The organism is Thalassobacter sp. (genome assembly GCF_982993085.1).
On sequence record NZ_CEZFMW010000081.1, the window covers coordinates 1 to 16,446 of the forward strand.

17 protein-coding genes and 1 pseudogene are annotated in these 16,446 nt (G+C 58.3%); 8 read left to right on the plus strand and 10 right to left on the minus strand.

All coding sequences use genetic code 11. The features are described 5' to 3' along the window. The 10 genes and pseudogenes from AC4GMC_RS12495 to AC4GMC_RS12540 all read right to left on the minus strand — a co-directional run. Window positions 1-80, minus strand: a pseudogene (locus AC4GMC_RS12495) (YebC/PmpR family DNA-binding transcriptional regulator); the annotation flags it as partial. Window positions 81-171: 91 nt separating this feature from the next. Continuing rightward, on the minus strand, window positions 172-675 hold the full coding sequence (locus AC4GMC_RS12500; RefSeq protein WP_487876050.1) for a GNAT family N-acetyltransferase: 504 nt from the start codon (window positions 673-675) through the stop codon (window positions 172-174). Between the two features lie 102 nt (window positions 676-777). Further along, complete coding sequence (locus tag AC4GMC_RS12505; RefSeq protein ID WP_487876049.1) at window positions 778-1,194, minus strand: hypothetical protein; 417 nt, start codon at window positions 1,192-1,194, stop codon at window positions 778-780. A gap of 24 nt (window positions 1,195-1,218) precedes the next feature. Continuing rightward, the gene (locus AC4GMC_RS12510) at window positions 1,219-3,000 is read right to left on the minus strand and encodes an SLC13 family permease (RefSeq protein ID WP_487876048.1); all 1,782 of its coding nucleotides are present in this window, start codon (window positions 2,998-3,000) and stop codon (window positions 1,219-1,221) included. Between the two features lie 7 nt (window positions 3,001-3,007). Then, window positions 3,008-3,928: a DMT family transporter gene (locus AC4GMC_RS12515; protein WP_487876047.1), complete on the minus strand. Its 921-nt coding sequence runs from the start codon at window positions 3,926-3,928 to the stop codon at window positions 3,008-3,010. Next, window positions 3,925-4,749 (minus strand): TIGR00282 family metallophosphoesterase, encoded by an 825-nt coding sequence (locus AC4GMC_RS12520; protein ID WP_487876046.1) that lies wholly within the window; start codon window positions 4,747-4,749, stop codon window positions 3,925-3,927. The genes AC4GMC_RS12515 and AC4GMC_RS12520 overlap by 4 nt, the downstream gene beginning before the upstream one ends. A 39-nt stretch (window positions 4,750-4,788) precedes the next feature. Next, window positions 4,789-7,206, minus strand: coding sequence for an ATP-dependent helicase (locus tag AC4GMC_RS12525; RefSeq protein WP_058124190.1), 2,418 nt, complete (start codon window positions 7,204-7,206; stop codon window positions 4,789-4,791). Between the two features lie 85 nt (window positions 7,207-7,291). Next, window positions 7,292-8,608, minus strand: a complete 1,317-nt coding sequence (locus AC4GMC_RS12530; RefSeq protein WP_487876045.1) for an MATE family efflux transporter — start codon at window positions 8,606-8,608, stop codon at window positions 7,292-7,294. Beyond that, complete coding sequence (locus tag AC4GMC_RS12535; RefSeq protein ID WP_487876044.1) at window positions 8,601-9,110, minus strand: PaaI family thioesterase; 510 nt, start codon at window positions 9,108-9,110, stop codon at window positions 8,601-8,603. Before AC4GMC_RS12535 ends, AC4GMC_RS12530 begins: the two co-directional genes overlap by 8 nt. After that, entirely contained in the window at window positions 9,107-9,538 is a 432-nt protein-coding gene (locus AC4GMC_RS12540) for a PaaI family thioesterase (RefSeq protein ID WP_487876043.1), read from the minus strand. The genes AC4GMC_RS12535 and AC4GMC_RS12540 overlap by 4 nt, the downstream gene beginning before the upstream one ends. 95 nt (window positions 9,539-9,633) lie before the next feature. On the opposite strand from AC4GMC_RS12540, the gene AC4GMC_RS12545 reads away from it, so the two are divergent. The 8 genes from AC4GMC_RS12545 to AC4GMC_RS12580 all read left to right on the plus strand — a co-directional run. Continuing rightward, window positions 9,634-10,005, plus strand: coding sequence for a MerR family transcriptional regulator (locus AC4GMC_RS12545; RefSeq protein WP_487876042.1), 372 nt, complete (start codon window positions 9,634-9,636; stop codon window positions 10,003-10,005). Between the two features lie 296 nt (window positions 10,006-10,301). Next, the gene (locus tag AC4GMC_RS12550; RefSeq protein WP_487876041.1) at window positions 10,302-10,703 is read left to right on the plus strand and encodes a MerR family transcriptional regulator; all 402 of its coding nucleotides are present in this window, start codon (window positions 10,302-10,304) and stop codon (window positions 10,701-10,703) included. 33 nt (window positions 10,704-10,736) lie between these two features. Then, complete coding sequence (locus AC4GMC_RS12555) at window positions 10,737-12,509, plus strand: acyl-CoA dehydrogenase C-terminal domain-containing protein (RefSeq protein ID WP_487876040.1); 1,773 nt, start codon at window positions 10,737-10,739, stop codon at window positions 12,507-12,509. Window positions 12,510-12,566: 57 nt separating this feature from the next. Further along, window positions 12,567-12,776: a hypothetical protein gene (locus AC4GMC_RS12560; protein WP_487876039.1), complete on the plus strand. Its 210-nt coding sequence runs from the start codon at window positions 12,567-12,569 to the stop codon at window positions 12,774-12,776. A 164-nt stretch (window positions 12,777-12,940) separates the two neighbouring features. Continuing rightward, window positions 12,941-13,567 (plus strand): glutathione S-transferase family protein, encoded by a 627-nt coding sequence (locus tag AC4GMC_RS12565; RefSeq protein ID WP_487876038.1) that lies wholly within the window; start codon window positions 12,941-12,943, stop codon window positions 13,565-13,567. A gap of 46 nt (window positions 13,568-13,613) precedes the next feature. Continuing rightward, window positions 13,614-14,054, plus strand: a complete 441-nt coding sequence (gene yidD, locus AC4GMC_RS12570; RefSeq protein ID WP_487876037.1) for a membrane protein insertion efficiency factor YidD — start codon at window positions 13,614-13,616, stop codon at window positions 14,052-14,054. Between the two features lie 223 nt (window positions 14,055-14,277). Next, the gene (locus AC4GMC_RS12575; RefSeq protein ID WP_487879415.1) at window positions 14,278-15,489 is read left to right on the plus strand and encodes an acetyl-CoA C-acetyltransferase; all 1,212 of its coding nucleotides are present in this window, start codon (window positions 14,278-14,280) and stop codon (window positions 15,487-15,489) included. Window positions 15,490-15,556: 67 nt separating this feature from the next. Continuing rightward, on the plus strand, window positions 15,557-16,446 hold an 890-nt coding region (locus AC4GMC_RS12580; protein ID WP_487879416.1), incomplete at its 3' end, for an enoyl-CoA hydratase/isomerase family protein.

The window sequence follows — 16,446 nt, forward strand, 5'->3', positions numbered from 1 at the left end:
TTGGAAAACAGCTTGGCGCGGATTTTATCCTGCCGGCCCTTGCGGTGCTGGATGTTGGCCCATTTACTATGCCCTGCCATGGGTCGTCTCCGTTCATTTGGTCCGAGAATTCCGTGCGGTTATAGGGCCAAGAGCCTTGGGGCTGCAAGCCTGTGCAGCGCGCGTCTTGGCTTAGGGCAAATTGGGGCGTTTCAATGTGAATTGCCGCTCTGGAATGCCACCTGTTGTTAGGGGCGGACCCTCCCGAAAGCCTGATCGCTCCAACAAGATCAATGCGGCTGTGTTGCGTGCATCCGTAATGGCGCGAATACACTGCGCGGGGCTGTCGCGCCACACCAGCTGCACGGCCAGCCTGACGGCGCGACGCGCGTAGCCCAACCCTTGGGCACCGCGCGCGAGTGTAATCCCTATCTCAACCTCGTGGCTTGTGTGATCGAGGCACAGGCCGATGTCCCCGACCAAACCATCGGCCACGATGGCGATCTGCGACCATTGCCCCGGAACAAACAAAGGCGCGTCCGATACCGCCGCCAGAAAGCCCAAGGCCTGATCGTCACTCATCACGTTCCAGCTTTGATAGGCCCCCACAACGGGATCCGAGCGATAGGATTGAAAGGCCTGCAAATCCGCTACGCGTAAACGCCGGAGCGTCAGAATTTCATCTTCAATCAGCATGACGGCACGATGCCCTATCAAAGGCTATTGCGCAAATGGTGCAAACATTGCCGGGCCTTTGGGCTTGGCTCTGCCTGTTAGGTCCGCTGATGTAACCCTATTCTAAACGGGATCAACCAGCTGAATGCGCACATTATCTAGGCGCATAACGAACTGCTTTTGGACACCATCAACGTCCGTCACATAGACCTCGGCGCGGGGCATCAGTGTGCCGTCTTTGCCCACAACCTCGGCCGCTGGTTCTACAGCAAACCGTGCAGGATCCTCGGCACCGGCGAAAAACAGCACCGAGAACGGCAACGCGTAGCCGCAGTTGTCAGTGATGCCAGACCAGCCAGTGCGAATGTCATCGGGCCGTTTGGCCACGCAGCGCGCACCATCAGTCATTGTGATGGCCAGCACATCGGGCCGCACCGATACCTCTGCCACACGCGCGCTGTCCGATGGTGCCATCGCAACCGGCGTCGCGGTACAGGCCATTAAGCCCAAGCAGGCACCTAAAATCATCATTGAGCGCATGGTGTATTCTCCTGTTAAGGCGGCTTAAAACGGCCAGATGAACGGGATCATCAGGCTGGCGAGCAACCCGACCGTGACGTTCAGCGGGATGCCCAGTTTCATGAAATCCGTGAATTTATAGCCGCCGGGGCCATAGACCATCATATTGGTTTGATATCCAATCGGCGTGGCAAATGACGCACTCGCCGCGACCATCACCGCCACGACCAAGGGGCGCGGGTCAATGCCCAGCGTCGCGGCCAGCGCAATCGCAATCGGCGTGACCACGACAGCAACCGCATTGTTGGACACCAGCTCCGTCAGGATGCTGGTCAGCAGGTAAATCGCCCAGACCAACAAAAACGGTGGCAGTCCCGATAGATAGGGTGCCACAGCATCCACGATAAGTGTCACCGCCCCAGAGGATTGTAGCGCCGCACCTATCGCAAGCATCGAAAAGATCAACGCCAATAAGCGGCCCTCAATGAAGTCAAACGCCTCTTCGGCGTCAATGCAGCGGGTCGCGAGCACCAGCGCCACAGCCAGCACCGCCAACAAGAAAATTGGTGCGATACCCAAGGCCGCCATCACAACCAGCCCAACCATTGCCGTCACAGGCACCCATGCCATCTCACGGCGGTAGGCCCGAGCCTCAGGCTTGGACACATCCACAAGGTTCATGTCAGAGGCAAAGCGATGAATATCCTCCGGCGCACCTTCAAGCAGCAGGGTATCACCAACCTTGACGATCAAGCTGTCAAGATCTGACCCAATGTTGCGATCCCGCCGGTGCGCGGCAATCGGATAGACGCCGTAGCGACGACGCAATCGCATTTCTCCCAAGCGCCGTCCAACCATGCGCGCCCCCGGCGTGATCAGCACCTCAACCGTAGTTGTCTCTGTCGCGCCCACCTGATCCAATCGTTTCAGCGATTTGTCCCGTTGCAGCGACAACAACTCTGTCATTGGGGTGCGCAAAACGACCCGGTCACCGACCTGTAACTCGACACCCTTCAGGTTCCGCCGCAACGAGGCATCGCCCCTGATCACGTCAATCAACCGCACGCCTTCGCGCTTGAACAGCTGCACCCCCAAAACCTCACGCCCGACAAGGTTGGATTCCGGCGGGATCACCGCCTCAGTAAAGAACTTCATCTTGGATTTGTCGCCGCCCAACATGGCGGCCATCGAGGTGCGTTCTGGCAACACCCGCGGGGCCACAAAATAGAGGTAGATCATCACGTAGACGACCAAAACCACGGCAAGTGGCGTGACCTCAAAGATTGTGAACGGCGCAAGGCCTTCGGCCCGGGCAACCCCATCCACCAACAGGTTGGTTGAGGTCCCGATTAGCGTCAAAGTCCCCCCCATGATCGCGGCATAGCTGAGCGGGATCAGCAGCTTGGAAGGGGCCGCGCCCAGTTTACCCGCCAGCTGCACAAAGACCGGGATCATCACGACAACCACCGGCGTGTTGGACACAAACGCAGAAGCCACAATAACCAACGCCATCAACGCACCAATTGCCCGCCGCGGGCTGATGTCGGCCTGCGCCTCGGCGCGGGCGGTAAACCAGTTAAGCGCGCCTGTGCGCACCAACGCCCCCATCACGATAAACATCGCAGCAATCGTCCACGGTGCAGGGTTCGACAGCACGCCAATCGCAGCCTCATAGGGCAGAACCCCTGTCACCAACAGGACGGCGACGCCCATGATCGCCGTCACCTCGGTTGGAAATGTTTCCCGCAAGAACAGGGTGAACATTGCCCCCACCGTCAACAAGGCCAACGTGGCTTGCGCCGATTGGCTAAGGGTCACTAATTCCATGACGATCTCACGTTCTAATCTCTTTGGGTGCCAATAGCTTTGGTCGCGGTTGAACCATCGCTAGGCCAGCAAACATCACCACCATAGCCAGCCAGACCGTGGGCGCAAACCGCTCTCCTAGGATCAGCATGGCCCACATCACACCAAAGCCCGTGACCAGATAGCTAACCTGTGCCGCAAAGACCGAGCCCGCACGCCCGACCATCCAGACGTAGGCCACATAGACCACCGTGTGCAGCAGCGCCGACAGCGCCAGGGCACCGTGCGGCAGCGTCAGGGCGGGTGTCACCCACTGCCCAGTCGCCGCGGCCAAGGGCGCCACAACCCCGGCCCCGACCAGTGATGCCCCCGCAATCACCGTGACCGCATCAACACCGCCGGTCCCGAACCGGGCGACCAGATTGCCCTCAGCTCCGTAAAACAACGGCGCAATCAGAGCCAGCGGAACAAAGGCCAGCATAGCGCGCTCTGGCAGGCTCGCGTCCGGCAGAGTGATTAACAACACCCCTGCCAAGCCGAACACCAGCCCCAAAAGGCGCCGTGGCTCAAACCGTTCAAGCCCAAGGCCAAGCGCCACCGGAAAAGCGATCATAGGGACCGTAGACAAAAGGATAGATATGATGCCCGCGGGCAGTACTCGCGCCGCCTCGTACGAGGCATAATTTGGGAACAGCGTCCCCACACAAGCGATCCAGCCGTAGAAAAACAGATTGCGCGGGGCGAGTGGGATACACCCCCCGCGCACCAAAATGAAGGTGCATAACACCGCAGCGCCGATCATCAATTGCCACGCTAATAGCCCCAGCGTCGGCAATCCAGTGGATACGGCAACCTTGGTCAGGGGTTGGCCAAGGCCCCACCCTGCCCCCATCAAGATGAGAACGCCCACAAGCAGCCCAGAGGCTGGGTGCGTGGGCGCGCGTGTCATTCCACAGCCTCAGGGCCCGACGGGCTCAGCCGCCCACCTTGGCGCACCTGCACCACTCGTGTGGCTTTACCAGTGCGATCATCGGTTTCCACATACAGCCCGCTCAGCGTGGCCTCTCCCATTGCGGGCGAGAACCGCGCCTTGGGCATTCCGGTGATAAAACGGCGCAGGGGTTCGGTCTTTTCCATGCCGATCACACTGTCATAGTCGCCGCACATTCCGGCATCGGACTGGAACGCGGTGCCACCGGGCAGGATTTGCGCATCCGCCGTCGGCACGTGGGTGTGTGTGCCCACCACGACGCTAGCTTTTCCATCACAAAAATGTCCAACGCCCATTTTCTCGGACGTGGCTTCGCAATGGATATCAATCAGCGTCGCGTTCACCGCAGCGCCCAACCGATGCGTCCGAAACAGCGCGTCCAGCGGCGAAAACGGATCATCGTAGGGTTGCTTCATGAACACCCGGCCCAGCACCTGCGCCACCAGCACCTTGCGCCCCCCAGGCACCTCATAAATGCGGTGCCCACGGCCCGGTGCCGCCTTTGAGATATTGATCGGCCGCAGAATACGCGGCTCGCTCTCAATCGTGCCCAGCATGTCTTTTTGATCAAAGGCGTGATCGCCCAGTGTAATCACATCCGCACCTGCCTCAAGCAGCGCGCGCGCGTGATCGCGGTTCAACCCGTGTCCAGAGGTGGCATTTTCGCCGTTGACCACAACGAAATCCAGCCCCCACGCAGCCCGCAACGCAGACAAACGCTCCGTGACCGCACTGCGGCCAGACCGCCCCATAACATCGCCCAAGAATAGAATTTTCATATGCGCAGCCCTACGCGTCCCGCAGGGCCCGCGCAAGCGTCAGAACGGCACATCGCCCGCTTGATCCGCAGGAACGAGGAACCGGCCCACCAGCTTTTTGGTCCCCGCTTTGTCAAACGCGACCTCCAGCTTGTCACCCTCAATCGCCTCAACAGTGCCATAGCCGAATTTCGTGTGGAACACTCGGTCATCAATGGAATGGGCGCTGACGGCTTGAGCGTCGATCACCATCGTCCGACTTTCCTTGGGCTGCGAGAGGGTCCGCGCACTGGCGTTGGCCTGCAAACGCCGCCATCCGGGCGAGTTGTAGACATCCGCCTTGGTGGCACGTTCAGTGATATCGCTTTCGACACCGCCACCCATTGCACGGGTCTGCGCCTGCGCCATGCCCGCGGCCCCAAAGCCGCCACCATACAGGCCCGGTGGGGTCAAAACTTCAACGTGCTTTTCAGGCAATTCGTCAATAAACCGCGATGGAAGCGAGGATTGCCACTGACCATAGACGCGCCGATTGGCGGCGAAACTAATGGTGCAGACTTCTTCGGCGCGCGTGATACCGACGTAGGCCAGACGCCGCTCTTCCTCTAGGCCCTTTTGCCCGCTTTCATCCATAGACCGCTGTGAGGGGAACAAGCCATCCTCCCACCCCGGTAGAAACACCATGGGGAATTCCAGCCCCTTGGCCGCATGCAGCGTCATCATGGTGATCTTGTCCTCACCACTGTCGCTCTCGTTATCCATAATTAGGCTAACGTGCTCTAGGAAACCTTGAAGATTTTCAAAGTTTTCAAGAGCTTTCACGAGCTCCTTAAGGTTATCCAATCGCCCCGGTGCCTCAGGCGTTTTGTCGTTGAGCCACATGTCGGTGTAGCCGGATTCCTCTAGGATGACCTCTGCCAATTCGATGTGATCACGCCCCGACAGCAGCGCATCACGCCACCGATCCAAGCCCGCGACCAGCTTGGCCAGCTCGGCGCCACCCTTGCCACCGATACCTTTGGTTTCAACCATCAGGCGCGCGCCCTCCAGCAGGCTGACGCCATTGCTGCGCGCCATCATCTGGATTTTCTGCTGTGCCTTATCGCCAAGCCCGCGTTTGGGTGTGTTCACGATCCGCTCAAACGCAAGATCATCATCCGGGCTGATCACAACGCGGAAATAGGCCATCGCGTCGCGAATTTCCAAACGCTCATAAAAACGTGGCCCCCCAATCACGCGATATGGCAGGCCAATCGTCAGGAACCGATCCTCAAACGCGCGCATCTGATGCGAGGCCCGCACCAAGATTGCCATATCATTGAGCGCAAAGGCCCGTCGCCCACGCGTTCCACGCAATGCGGCCTCGGCCTCTTCTCCGACCCAACGCGCCTCTTCCTCGCCGTCCCAGTGGCCGATGAGGTTGACCTTCTCGCCCTCCTCCATCTCGGTCCATAGGGTCTTGCCCAGTCGGCCTTTATTGCCCGCAATCACGCCAGAGGCTGCGGCAAGAATATGCGGAGTTGAGCGGTAATTCTGCTCCAGCCGAATAACGGCGGCACCTTCGAAATCACGTTCAAACCGCAGAATGTTGCCCACTTCGGCACCGCGCCAGCCATAGATCGACTGATCATCATCGCCCACACAGCAAATGTTCCGATGCCCGCCCGCCAAAAGCCGCAGCCACATATACTGCGCCACATTCGTATCTTGGTATTCGTCCACTAAGATATACCGGAAAAAGCGGCGGTATTGTTCCAACACATCTGAATGCGTCTGAAAAATGGTGACGACATGCAAAAGCAGATCACCAAAATCCACTGCGTTAAGCGTAAGAAGGCGGTCCTGATAGGCCCGGTATAGTGCGACACCCTTGCCGTCGTATGCGCTGCTTTCGCTGGCGGGCACCTGATCCGGTGTCCAAGCGCGGTTTTTCCATTGGTCAATGACCCCAGCCAAGGCCCGCGCAGGCCAGCGTTTGTCATCAATCCCTTCGGCAACGATCAACTGCTTGAGCAGACGGATTTGGTCATCCGTATCAAGGATCGTGAAGTTTGACTTCAGGTGCGGGACATTCTGCCCGCCGTCCAAAAGCGGATCATCGCGTTTGATCAACTCTGCATGGCGGCGCAGCAGTTTGACACAAATCGCGTGGAACGTGCCCAGCCACGGCATCCCTTCGACATGACCGGTCAGTTTGCCAACGCGGTCCTTCATCTCTCGGGCGGCCTTGTTGGTGAATGTCACCGCAAGGATTTCATTCGGCCGCGCCTTGGCCGTGTTCAGCAGATGCGCAATCCGTGCCGTAAGTGCCCGCGTTTTGCCGGTACCGGCCCCTGCAAGCATCAAGACCGGACCATCCAACGTCTCAACTGCGCGTCGCTGTTCCGGATTGAGCCCGTCCATGTAGGGCGTGGGGCGTGCGGCCATCGCGCGCGATGAGAGGCTTTCAAAGCCTTCGGAGTCGTCAAAATCCATCATATCGCAAACGTAACGCGTCACATCGAAAAGGCCAAGATGTGTTCTTGATCCGTTCGCGCAATTGGTATGCGCGGCCTACAGGCCCCTAGACTGTGCGCCCCGCCGCCCGTTCCAACGCCGGATATCGCAAACCAAGGGTGATGCCCCGGGCACTGAAAAAGATCATCAGTGCCGCCCACAACCCATGGTTTCCATAGGGCAGCAGCACGTAGACAGCGGCGAAATAGAGCAAAAAGCTGAGCAGCATCATATTCCGCATATCGCGTGACCGGGTCGCACCAATAAAGACCCCGTCGAACATCCACGAGGCACAACCGATCAGTGGCCCGGCAATGACCCATGGCAAATAGCGGCGCGCCTCTGCTTGCACTTCGGGCGATTTCGTCATCACCTCTATCCCCCACGGCCCCATGATCGCAAAAACCACTGCCAAGAGGCTCACGGTAATCACCCCCCAAAAACTGGTCATCAGCGTGGCGCGGCGCACGCGGGCGGGGTTGCCCGCGCCAAAGGCCTTGCCCACCAACGCCTCTGCGGCAAAGGCAAAGCCGTCCATCGCGTAGGAGGTCACAAACAAAAACTGCAACAGGATTTGGTTCGCGGCCAGCGGCACAGTGCCCAACTTTGCCGAATGTACCAGAATGAAGGATGTAAATGCGATTTGCAGCAAGACTGAGCGGATCATGATGTCGGAATTCACCGACGCCATGTTGATCAGCCGCGCCCGGTCAAAGATACGCGCGGGCGTTGCCCACCCCGGCACCCGAAACGCGCCCCGACAAAACCACAAGCCCAGCGCAAGGCCCGACCATTCTGCCATAAATGTCGCCCAAGCCACACCTGGCACCCCAAAGTCGAGCATATAACCCAACCCATAGCTCAGCGCGATGTTGGCCCCATTCATCCAGATTTGCAGCACCATCACCTGATCCGTACGCTCTTGAGCGACCAACCAGCCGGTGATCCCGTAAAGTGCAATGGCCGCAGGCGCAGACCACACGCGGATACCGATATAAGTGCGCGCTAGGGCTTCGACCTCCGGCTCGGCGGGTGAAATAGCGAAGGCACCGGCCATAATCGCCCACTGGGTCGCGATCATAACGACCCCTGCCCCAAAACCGATCAACAGAACCCGCATCAACAGCGCGCCGACTTCAACCCGGTCGCCGGCGCCCACAGCCTGTGCGGCCAACCCCGCTGTGCCCATCCGCAGAAACCCAAATATCCAATAAACAGCGGATAGCGTAATTGCACCGGCGGCCACCGCCGCAATGGGTGCCGCCTGCGCACTTTGACCCACTACGCCTGTGTCCACGATGCCCATCAACGGCACCGTGGCGTTTGAAATCACAATGGGCACCGAAATCTTGAGCACCCGGGCGTGGGTGATCGTATCAGCCATTCCCAACGGTCGGGCGTGTGGGCATCAAGAAGTGCCCGGTGGCTTGGGCGTGCAAACGCTCTCGGTTGTCTTGCCAGCCTTCGACGTGGACACTGGCGTAACGGCGGCCTTTGCGATTGATCCGCGCGCGAGCATAGGCATCACGCGGCAGACCCGAACGCAGATAGTCTACGGTAAAATCAATTGTCTTGGGCAAGCGCGGCAAGGTTTGGGGCGTCAAATCCTGAAGATCGCCGCGCTCCAGGTCATCCCAGATCATGGCCCAAGACAGGGTGATGGTTGCCGTCACCTCTAGGAAGGCCGCGGTAGCCCCACCATGCAGCGCGGGCAACATCATGTTGCCAATCAACTTGTCATCGAAATGCAAGATACCTGTTAGCTCATCGCCGCGACGCTCAAACCCGATACCCATGAATTGGATATAGGGAACACCTTCGATCAAGGCCGCCAACGCAGCATCTCGCCGTTGCTTGACGATTTGAATAGGTTCAGGCCGCTTCATGATTGCATCTCAACGGTAAAGGCCCCGTTGGCCACCGCGACCGGCGTGCTCGCATCATCGTCAAACGCCTCCGCGCGGACAAATGCGACCGAACGCGTAATATGGTGGCAGACCGCGCGCGTCGTGATTGCCTGCCCCGGTGTGGCCGCGCGCATATAATCAATGCGCAAATCCAGTGTTGCCGTGCTGGCCACCGCCTTGGGATGGCACATCACTGCCGCCCCGCCGCAACTGTCCATCAAGGCCGACACAGCCCCGCCGGCGATGACCCCTGTCGCCGGATCCCCCACAAGAGAAGGGTTATAAGGCATCCGCATAACGGCTTGCCCACCCCCGATGTCCGTCATCTCTAGGCCCAGCGCCTTACAATGGGGCAGCGCCTCCATAGAAGCGCGAACGCGTTGGGCTTTTTCATCTGTTGTATCCATGGCTTTGTGTATGCGCCGCACATCGCTGCGGGGCAAGGGTTGGCATTGCGCGCGGATTACGCGCATACTTCGCGCAGGGATTGAGGGAGACTACGATGAGCGAGCGGATCAGCTTCAAAGAGATGTGCGAAAAATTTGATGTAACGCCCCGCACGCTGCGGCATTACGAGTACATCGAGCTGCTGTTTCCCGAAAAAGAAGGCCGCACACGATTTTATGGCGCCCGCGAAGTTGCCCGCATGACCCTGATCCTGCGGGGGCGCAAATTCGGCTTTTCGCTAGAAGAGATTCGTCAGTGGCTTGAACTCTATGATGCCGATCCCGAAGGTCGGACACAAATGATGGCTTGGATTGAGCTGGCAGACAAGCAGCTGCAAGAGCTGACCCTCCGCCGTGCAGAAGTAGATGAAGCCATCGCACAGCTACAGACGCTGCGCGATCACGTGGCTGACACTTTACCAGATTAACGATACGAAATTCGCAAACCTATACGAAAGAGAGCGGATCAATCCGAAAGATGCGCCCTGGACTGGCGATTTTCTGTCACTGGTAGCTGGCTCCTAAAGACGGCTTTAATTAGAGTTATGGCGCTTTAGCGTCGGCTTTTGGGCTACGGGAGTGCGTTTTCGGACCGACCCTTGGTCACTTCAAATGTGACGCGACGTTAGAGTTACGTAAACGTAATATAAACTTGTAGCATAAACTGGAAATTCACATTTCCGGTGCACACACAGCTGCGCAGGAGTTGTGAAAGGTGAAGAAGATGTCTGAAGAAACTATGACCATCCGAGAGATGTGCGATGCATATGATGTGACGCCACGTACTCTTCGGTTCTATGAGGCAAAGGAGCTGTTGAGCCCAATCCGTGAGGGGCAAAAACGACTGTTTACCAAACGCGACCGTGCCCGGCTCAAGTTGATCCTGCGCGGCAAGCGCTTTGGGTTCAGCCTCGAAGAAATCCGCCAGCTTCTGGATCTGTACTATCTCGGTGATGGGCAAGCCACACAATACGCCCGCACCTATGAGATCGGCAAAAGTCGCCTCGATGCGATGATTGTTCAACGTGATGAACTCAATGAGGCGATTGCCGAACTTGAGAGCCAACTGAAATGGGGCGAAAACCTTATCGCCTCCGCGAACACCAACCAAAGAGTCGCCTCGTAACACATACTCTGGGCGACGGCAGGGAGACAGGAAATGCCAGCGTTCAACGCCAACACCAAAGACATGCAATTCGTGCTGCACGAGGTCCTCAAAGCCTCTGAGCAGAACATTCCCGGCTACGACGAAATGGATGTCGATTTCACCGGTGCAGTGTTGGAGGAAGCCGGCAAGATCGCGAGCGATGTCCTGCACCCCCTAAACGAGGTGGGCGACCGCGAGGGGTGTAAGCTAGAAAATGGTGTGGTGCGTACGCCTACCGGCTTTAAGGACGCCTTTGACCAAATGCGCGATGGCGGCTGGACAGCCCTTGATTGCGACCCCGCCTATGGGGGCCAGGGCCTGCCCTATCTGATGCACACCGCGGTTGGTGAAATCATGTCCGCTGCGAACATGGCGTTCAACATGTACCCCGGCCTGACCCACGGCGCCTATTCCGCGATCCACGCTCACGGCTCCGACGCCCAAAAACAGACGTTCCTACCCAAAATGGTGACCTGTGAATGGACCGGCACCATGAACCTGACGGAGCCGCATTGCGGTACGGACCTGGGCCTGATGCGCACCCGCGCAGAACCCCAAGACGACGGCAGCTATAAAATCACTGGGCAAAAGATCTTCATCTCGGCCGGTGACCACGACATGGCGGACAATATCATCCACCTCGTCCTTGCCAAAATTTCTGGCGCCCCCGAAGGCATCAAAGGCGTGTCCCTGTTCATCGTGCCCAAGGTCCTTGTGAACGACGACGGCAGCCTTGGCGCTCGCAATGATCTCTCGGTTGGCAAGATCGAAGAGAAAATGGGCATCCACGGTAACTCAACCTGTGTGATGAACTATGACGGCGCGACCGGCTATCTATTGGGTGAGGCGCATAAAGGCATGCGCGCAATGTTCACAATGATGAACGAGGCGCGCATTGGCGTCGGCCTACAGGGCTATGCCCAGTCTGAAATCGCGTATCAAAATGCCCGCGCCTACGCCCTTGATCGGCTTCAAGGCCGCGACGTGACCGGCACCAAACACCCTGAACTGGCCGCCGATCCGCTGATCGTGCACCCCGACATTCGCCGCAACCTAATGGACCAGAAGTCTTTTGTGGAAGGCGCGCGGGCCTTTGCGTTCTGGGGCGCAAACCTCATCGACCGGGCGCAACGTAACTCAGACGCGGAAGCCGATGGCCTGATTTCCCTGATGACCCCCGTCATCAAAGGATTTCTGACCGATAAGGGCTATGAGATGACCATCAACGCCCAACAGGTTTATGGGGGGCACGGCTACATCGAAGAATGGGGCATGTCCCAGTTTGCGCGCGACGCTCGGATTGCCATGATTTACGAGGGTGCGAATGGGGTGCAGGCGCTGGATCTTGTGGGGCGCAAGCTTGCTCAGGACGGCGGCAAACACGTCATGGGCTTCTTTGAGATGGTTAAAACCTTCTGCAAAGAGAACGACAGCGATGACATGGCCGCCTTTGTCGAACCGCTCAAGAAAGCGTCCAAGGATCTACAGGCTGCCGGCATGTACTTCATGCAAATGGGCATTAAAAATCCCAACAACGCGCTCGCGGGGTCATATGATTTTATGCACATGATGGGGCATGTTTGCCTTGGCCTGATGTGGGCCCGCATGGCACGTGCAGCTCAGGATGCTCTGGCCAACGGCGCCGAGGGTCGTGACTTCTATGACGCAAAACTCGCGACCGCGCGCTATTATATGGCCCGCCAGCTTCCCGCGACCTCAATGCATCTGTCGCGGATCGAAACCGGGGCGGATACCTTGATGGCACTAGACGCCGCCCATTTCTAAGCCAAGAGTGTGTGGCAGGGCCTGCCTCTGCCACACACTTACGGACCACGATTTCAAATGCCACCACCTCCCCGACTGACCCGCCACTTTCCCGCAAAAATGACGGATGCCGGGTACAGACAGCTTCGGGCTTTTGCCGCGGATGCCGGTTTGACCGAGGGTGAGGCGCTGAGTTTTGTGTTCGAAAACCTCTCGGGGCTGCTGGATGACGCCACTCTGATGCATCGCCTCGCTGCCTTCAAAGATCGGCTTCCGCCAGCGGATTAGCACGCTGCCGATGACCCAACTGACCATACGTGGCCATCATACCGTGGGGCGCTAAGCCCGCTGACCCTAATTTGTCGCCTAGCGCGAGAGGCCTCTGGTCCGCGCGTCCGTTGCACAGTACCACATCGAACAACGACAAATCTCAGGGCGGGAGGCTCTATCTAATGACCAAACTCTATTGCTTCGGTGAAAGCGGAAACGCGTATAAGGCGGCGCTAACACTCACGCTGGCCGAGGTTGATTGGACCCCGGTCCATGTTGATTTTTTCAACGGTGGCAGCCGCACCCCTGAGTTTCGCGCCATTAACCCCATGGGTGAGGTCCCAGTTCTACTGGACGGCGATCAAACGATCTCCCAATCCGGCGCAATTCAAACACACGTGACCGAAACGACGGGCAAGCTGATGCCCGCATCGCCCGAGGGTAAACGTGAAGTGCTGCGCTGGCTCCTGTGGGACAATCACAAACTGTCGGGTCAGGCCGGGATGACACGTTTTTTGATGAACTTCCTACCACCAGAAAAACGCCCCCAAGAGGTTATCGGCTTTATGCAGGGGCGCCTCAAGGCGACCTACGGCGTCCTGAATGACCACCTAGAGGGGCGCAATTGGATTGTTGGGGACGAAATCACCATCGCCGACACAGCCTGCTGCGGGTACCTGTTCTACGAAGAGCCCTTTGGCTTTGACCGCTCAGAATGGCCCAACATTGACGCATGGCTGAACCGCATTTCAGCTACATCGGGTTGGAAACATCCATACGATTTGATGGAACGCGCCTACGGTTCGTAACGCCACCGCCTAATCCTTGCCATATTGGCCAGATACCCTGCAGGGCATGTTTAACCGAACAGCCCTTGGGGTTATCTGGCTTTATCAATCCTATGTATCGCCGCGAAAGGGTTTTCGCTGCGCCTACTCCGTTGTGCACGGCGGAACGGGCTGCTCGGGCTACGTCAAGCACACCATCCAAGATGAGGGGTTATGGCAAGGCTGGCCAAAAATCCGCGCCAGATTTGCAGATTGCCAAGCGGCCTACGCAGCAGTCGCATCAACGCCAGTCTCGGAATCAGAGGATGAAGCAAAGCACCGCCGACGCCGCCAAAACCGCAAAGACCTTCGCACTGATTGTTGCTTTTACAGCTGTATGGGCAGTGCCCTACCCTGTCACGGCGCCGCAAATACGACCCGAGACAATGGATCGACCTGCGATCTCAACGTTTGCGATGGCGATTGTGGGTTGGGTGCATGCTCTTGCGACATCAATCCCTGCGGCTAAGCCAGCACCGCGCACAAACCGACCTTACGTTTACGTAAAAAACGCTACGTCATAGACGCAGCGCCCCCTCGCATTGCGCCCCTTGAATTGCCAAACTTCTTAACAACGGGCCTCTTCCCGATTTATAACATCCCGCACCGCAAATATGTCGTGCGCGTCCCGTTGATGCCCGCCTCGGACACAACCCGAGGCAGCCCCCCAAACGTTGCAAAGGAACGCAACCATGTCTGACGCTTATATCTATGACACCGTTCGCACCCCGCGCGGCAAAGGTCGCAAGGACGGCAGCCTGCACGAGGTGACAGCCGTGCGCCTTTCTACCAATGTTCTGAACGCCTTGCGCGAACGCAACGGGTTAGAAGGGCACGCAGTCGAGGACGTGATCTGGGGCAACGCCACACAAGTGATGGAACAGGGCGGCTGCTTGGCGCGGACCGCTGTGTTGGCCTCTGATCTGGATGAACGCATCCCCGGGCTGAGCATCAACCGGTTCTGCGCCTCTGGCATGGAGGCCGTTAACCTCGCTGCGAACCAAATCCGCGGCGGCGCAGGTGACGCCTATATCGCCGGCGGGGTTGAATGCATGAGCCGTGTCGCCATGGGCTCGGACGGGGCGGCGATTGCCGTGGATCCTTCGATCGCGATGGACCAATATTTCGTCCCCCAAGGGATTTCGGCTGATATTATCGCAACGGAATACGGCATCACCCGTGAACAGGCCGACCACCTTGCCGTGACCAGCCAGCAGCGCGCCAAGGCCGCATGGGATGACAATCGTTTCGCCAATTCGGTCGTGCCTGTGCGCGATCAAAACGGCCTCACGATCCTTGATCATGATGAATACATGCGCCCACAAACCGATATGCAATCGCTAGGCAGCCTGAACCCTGCGTTCCAAGCCATGGGTGAGGTCATGCCCGGTTTCGACAAAATCGCGCTGATGAAATACCCCCACCTTGAGCGGATCAACCACATCCACCACGCGGGCAACAGTTCGGGCATTGTTGATGGTGCTGCGGGCGTGTTGGTCGGATCCAAAGCCTTTGGTAAGGCGCACGGCCTCAAACCCCGCGCCGTCATTCGTGCGACAGCTAAGATCGGGCTGGACCCGACGATCATGCTCACCGGGCCGGTCCCGGTGACGGAACACATCCTAAAAACGTCGGGCATGTCGATCGCCGACATCGACCTATTCGAAGTGAATGAGGCGTTCTCCTCTGTGGTGTTGCGGTTCATGCAGGCTTTTGATGTTGATCATGACCGTGTGAACGTAAACGGTGGGGCCATTGCGATGGGTCACCCCCTTGGGGCCACAGGCGCCATTATCATCGGAACGCTTCTGGATGAGCTAGAGCGCAGCGGCAAAAGCACCGGCCTTGCCACCCTTTGCGTGGCCTCCGGCATGGGTGCTGCCACAATTATTGAGCGCATCTAATGCCGCGCGACCTTCACTCGATGACATTCCGCGCAGCCCCCTGCGTTGCATGCCAAAGGATATGCAAATGACTGACTTTACCATGAAAACGGACGCCGAAGGCGTGGCCACGATCACGTGGGACACCCTAGGAAAATCCATGAATGTGATGAACCAACAGGGGTACCTAGACCTTGATGCGTTGATCGATGAGGCGTTGGCCGATGACGCGGTCAAAGGCGTAATCATCACCTCGGGCAAGCCCGGTTCTTTTGCTGGTGGCATGGATTTGAACATCATCGCCACCATGAAAGAAGCCGCAGGCGACGATCCCGCCCGCGGCCTGATGGACGGGCTGATGGCCTGCCACCGCATCCTGCGCAAGATTGAGCGCGCGGGCCAAGACCCCAAGACCAACAAGGGCGGCAAACCGATTGCCTGTTGTTTGCCCGGCACCGCACTTGGCATTGGGCTGGAAATCCCACTGGCCTGCCACCGCATCTTTGCGGCCGACAACCCCAAGGCCAAAATCGGCCTGCCCGAAATCATGGTCGGCATCTTTCCCGGCATGGGCGGCACCACGCGAATGGTGCGCAAAATGGGGGCCATGGCGGCCTCTCCCTTTCTGCTAGAGGGCAAGCTGAGCGACCCGAAAAAAGCCAAAGCTGCTGGTATAGTGGATGAGGTTGTTGCACCTGAGGACCTGCACGCAAAGGCCAAGGAATGGGTCCTATCCGCCCCCAAGATCACCAAGCCATGGGACGAAAAGGGCTACAAAATGCCCGGCGGCGCGCCCTATCATCCGGCTGGTTTCATGACGTTTGTTGGCGCCTCGGCCATGGTGAACGGCAAAACCCAAGGTGTCTATCCTGCTGCCAAGGCACTGCTATCTGCGGTCTACGAAGGCGCAATGGTCGATTTTGACACCGCCCTTCGGATTGAAGCACGCTGGTTCACCAATGTGCTGATGAACCCCTC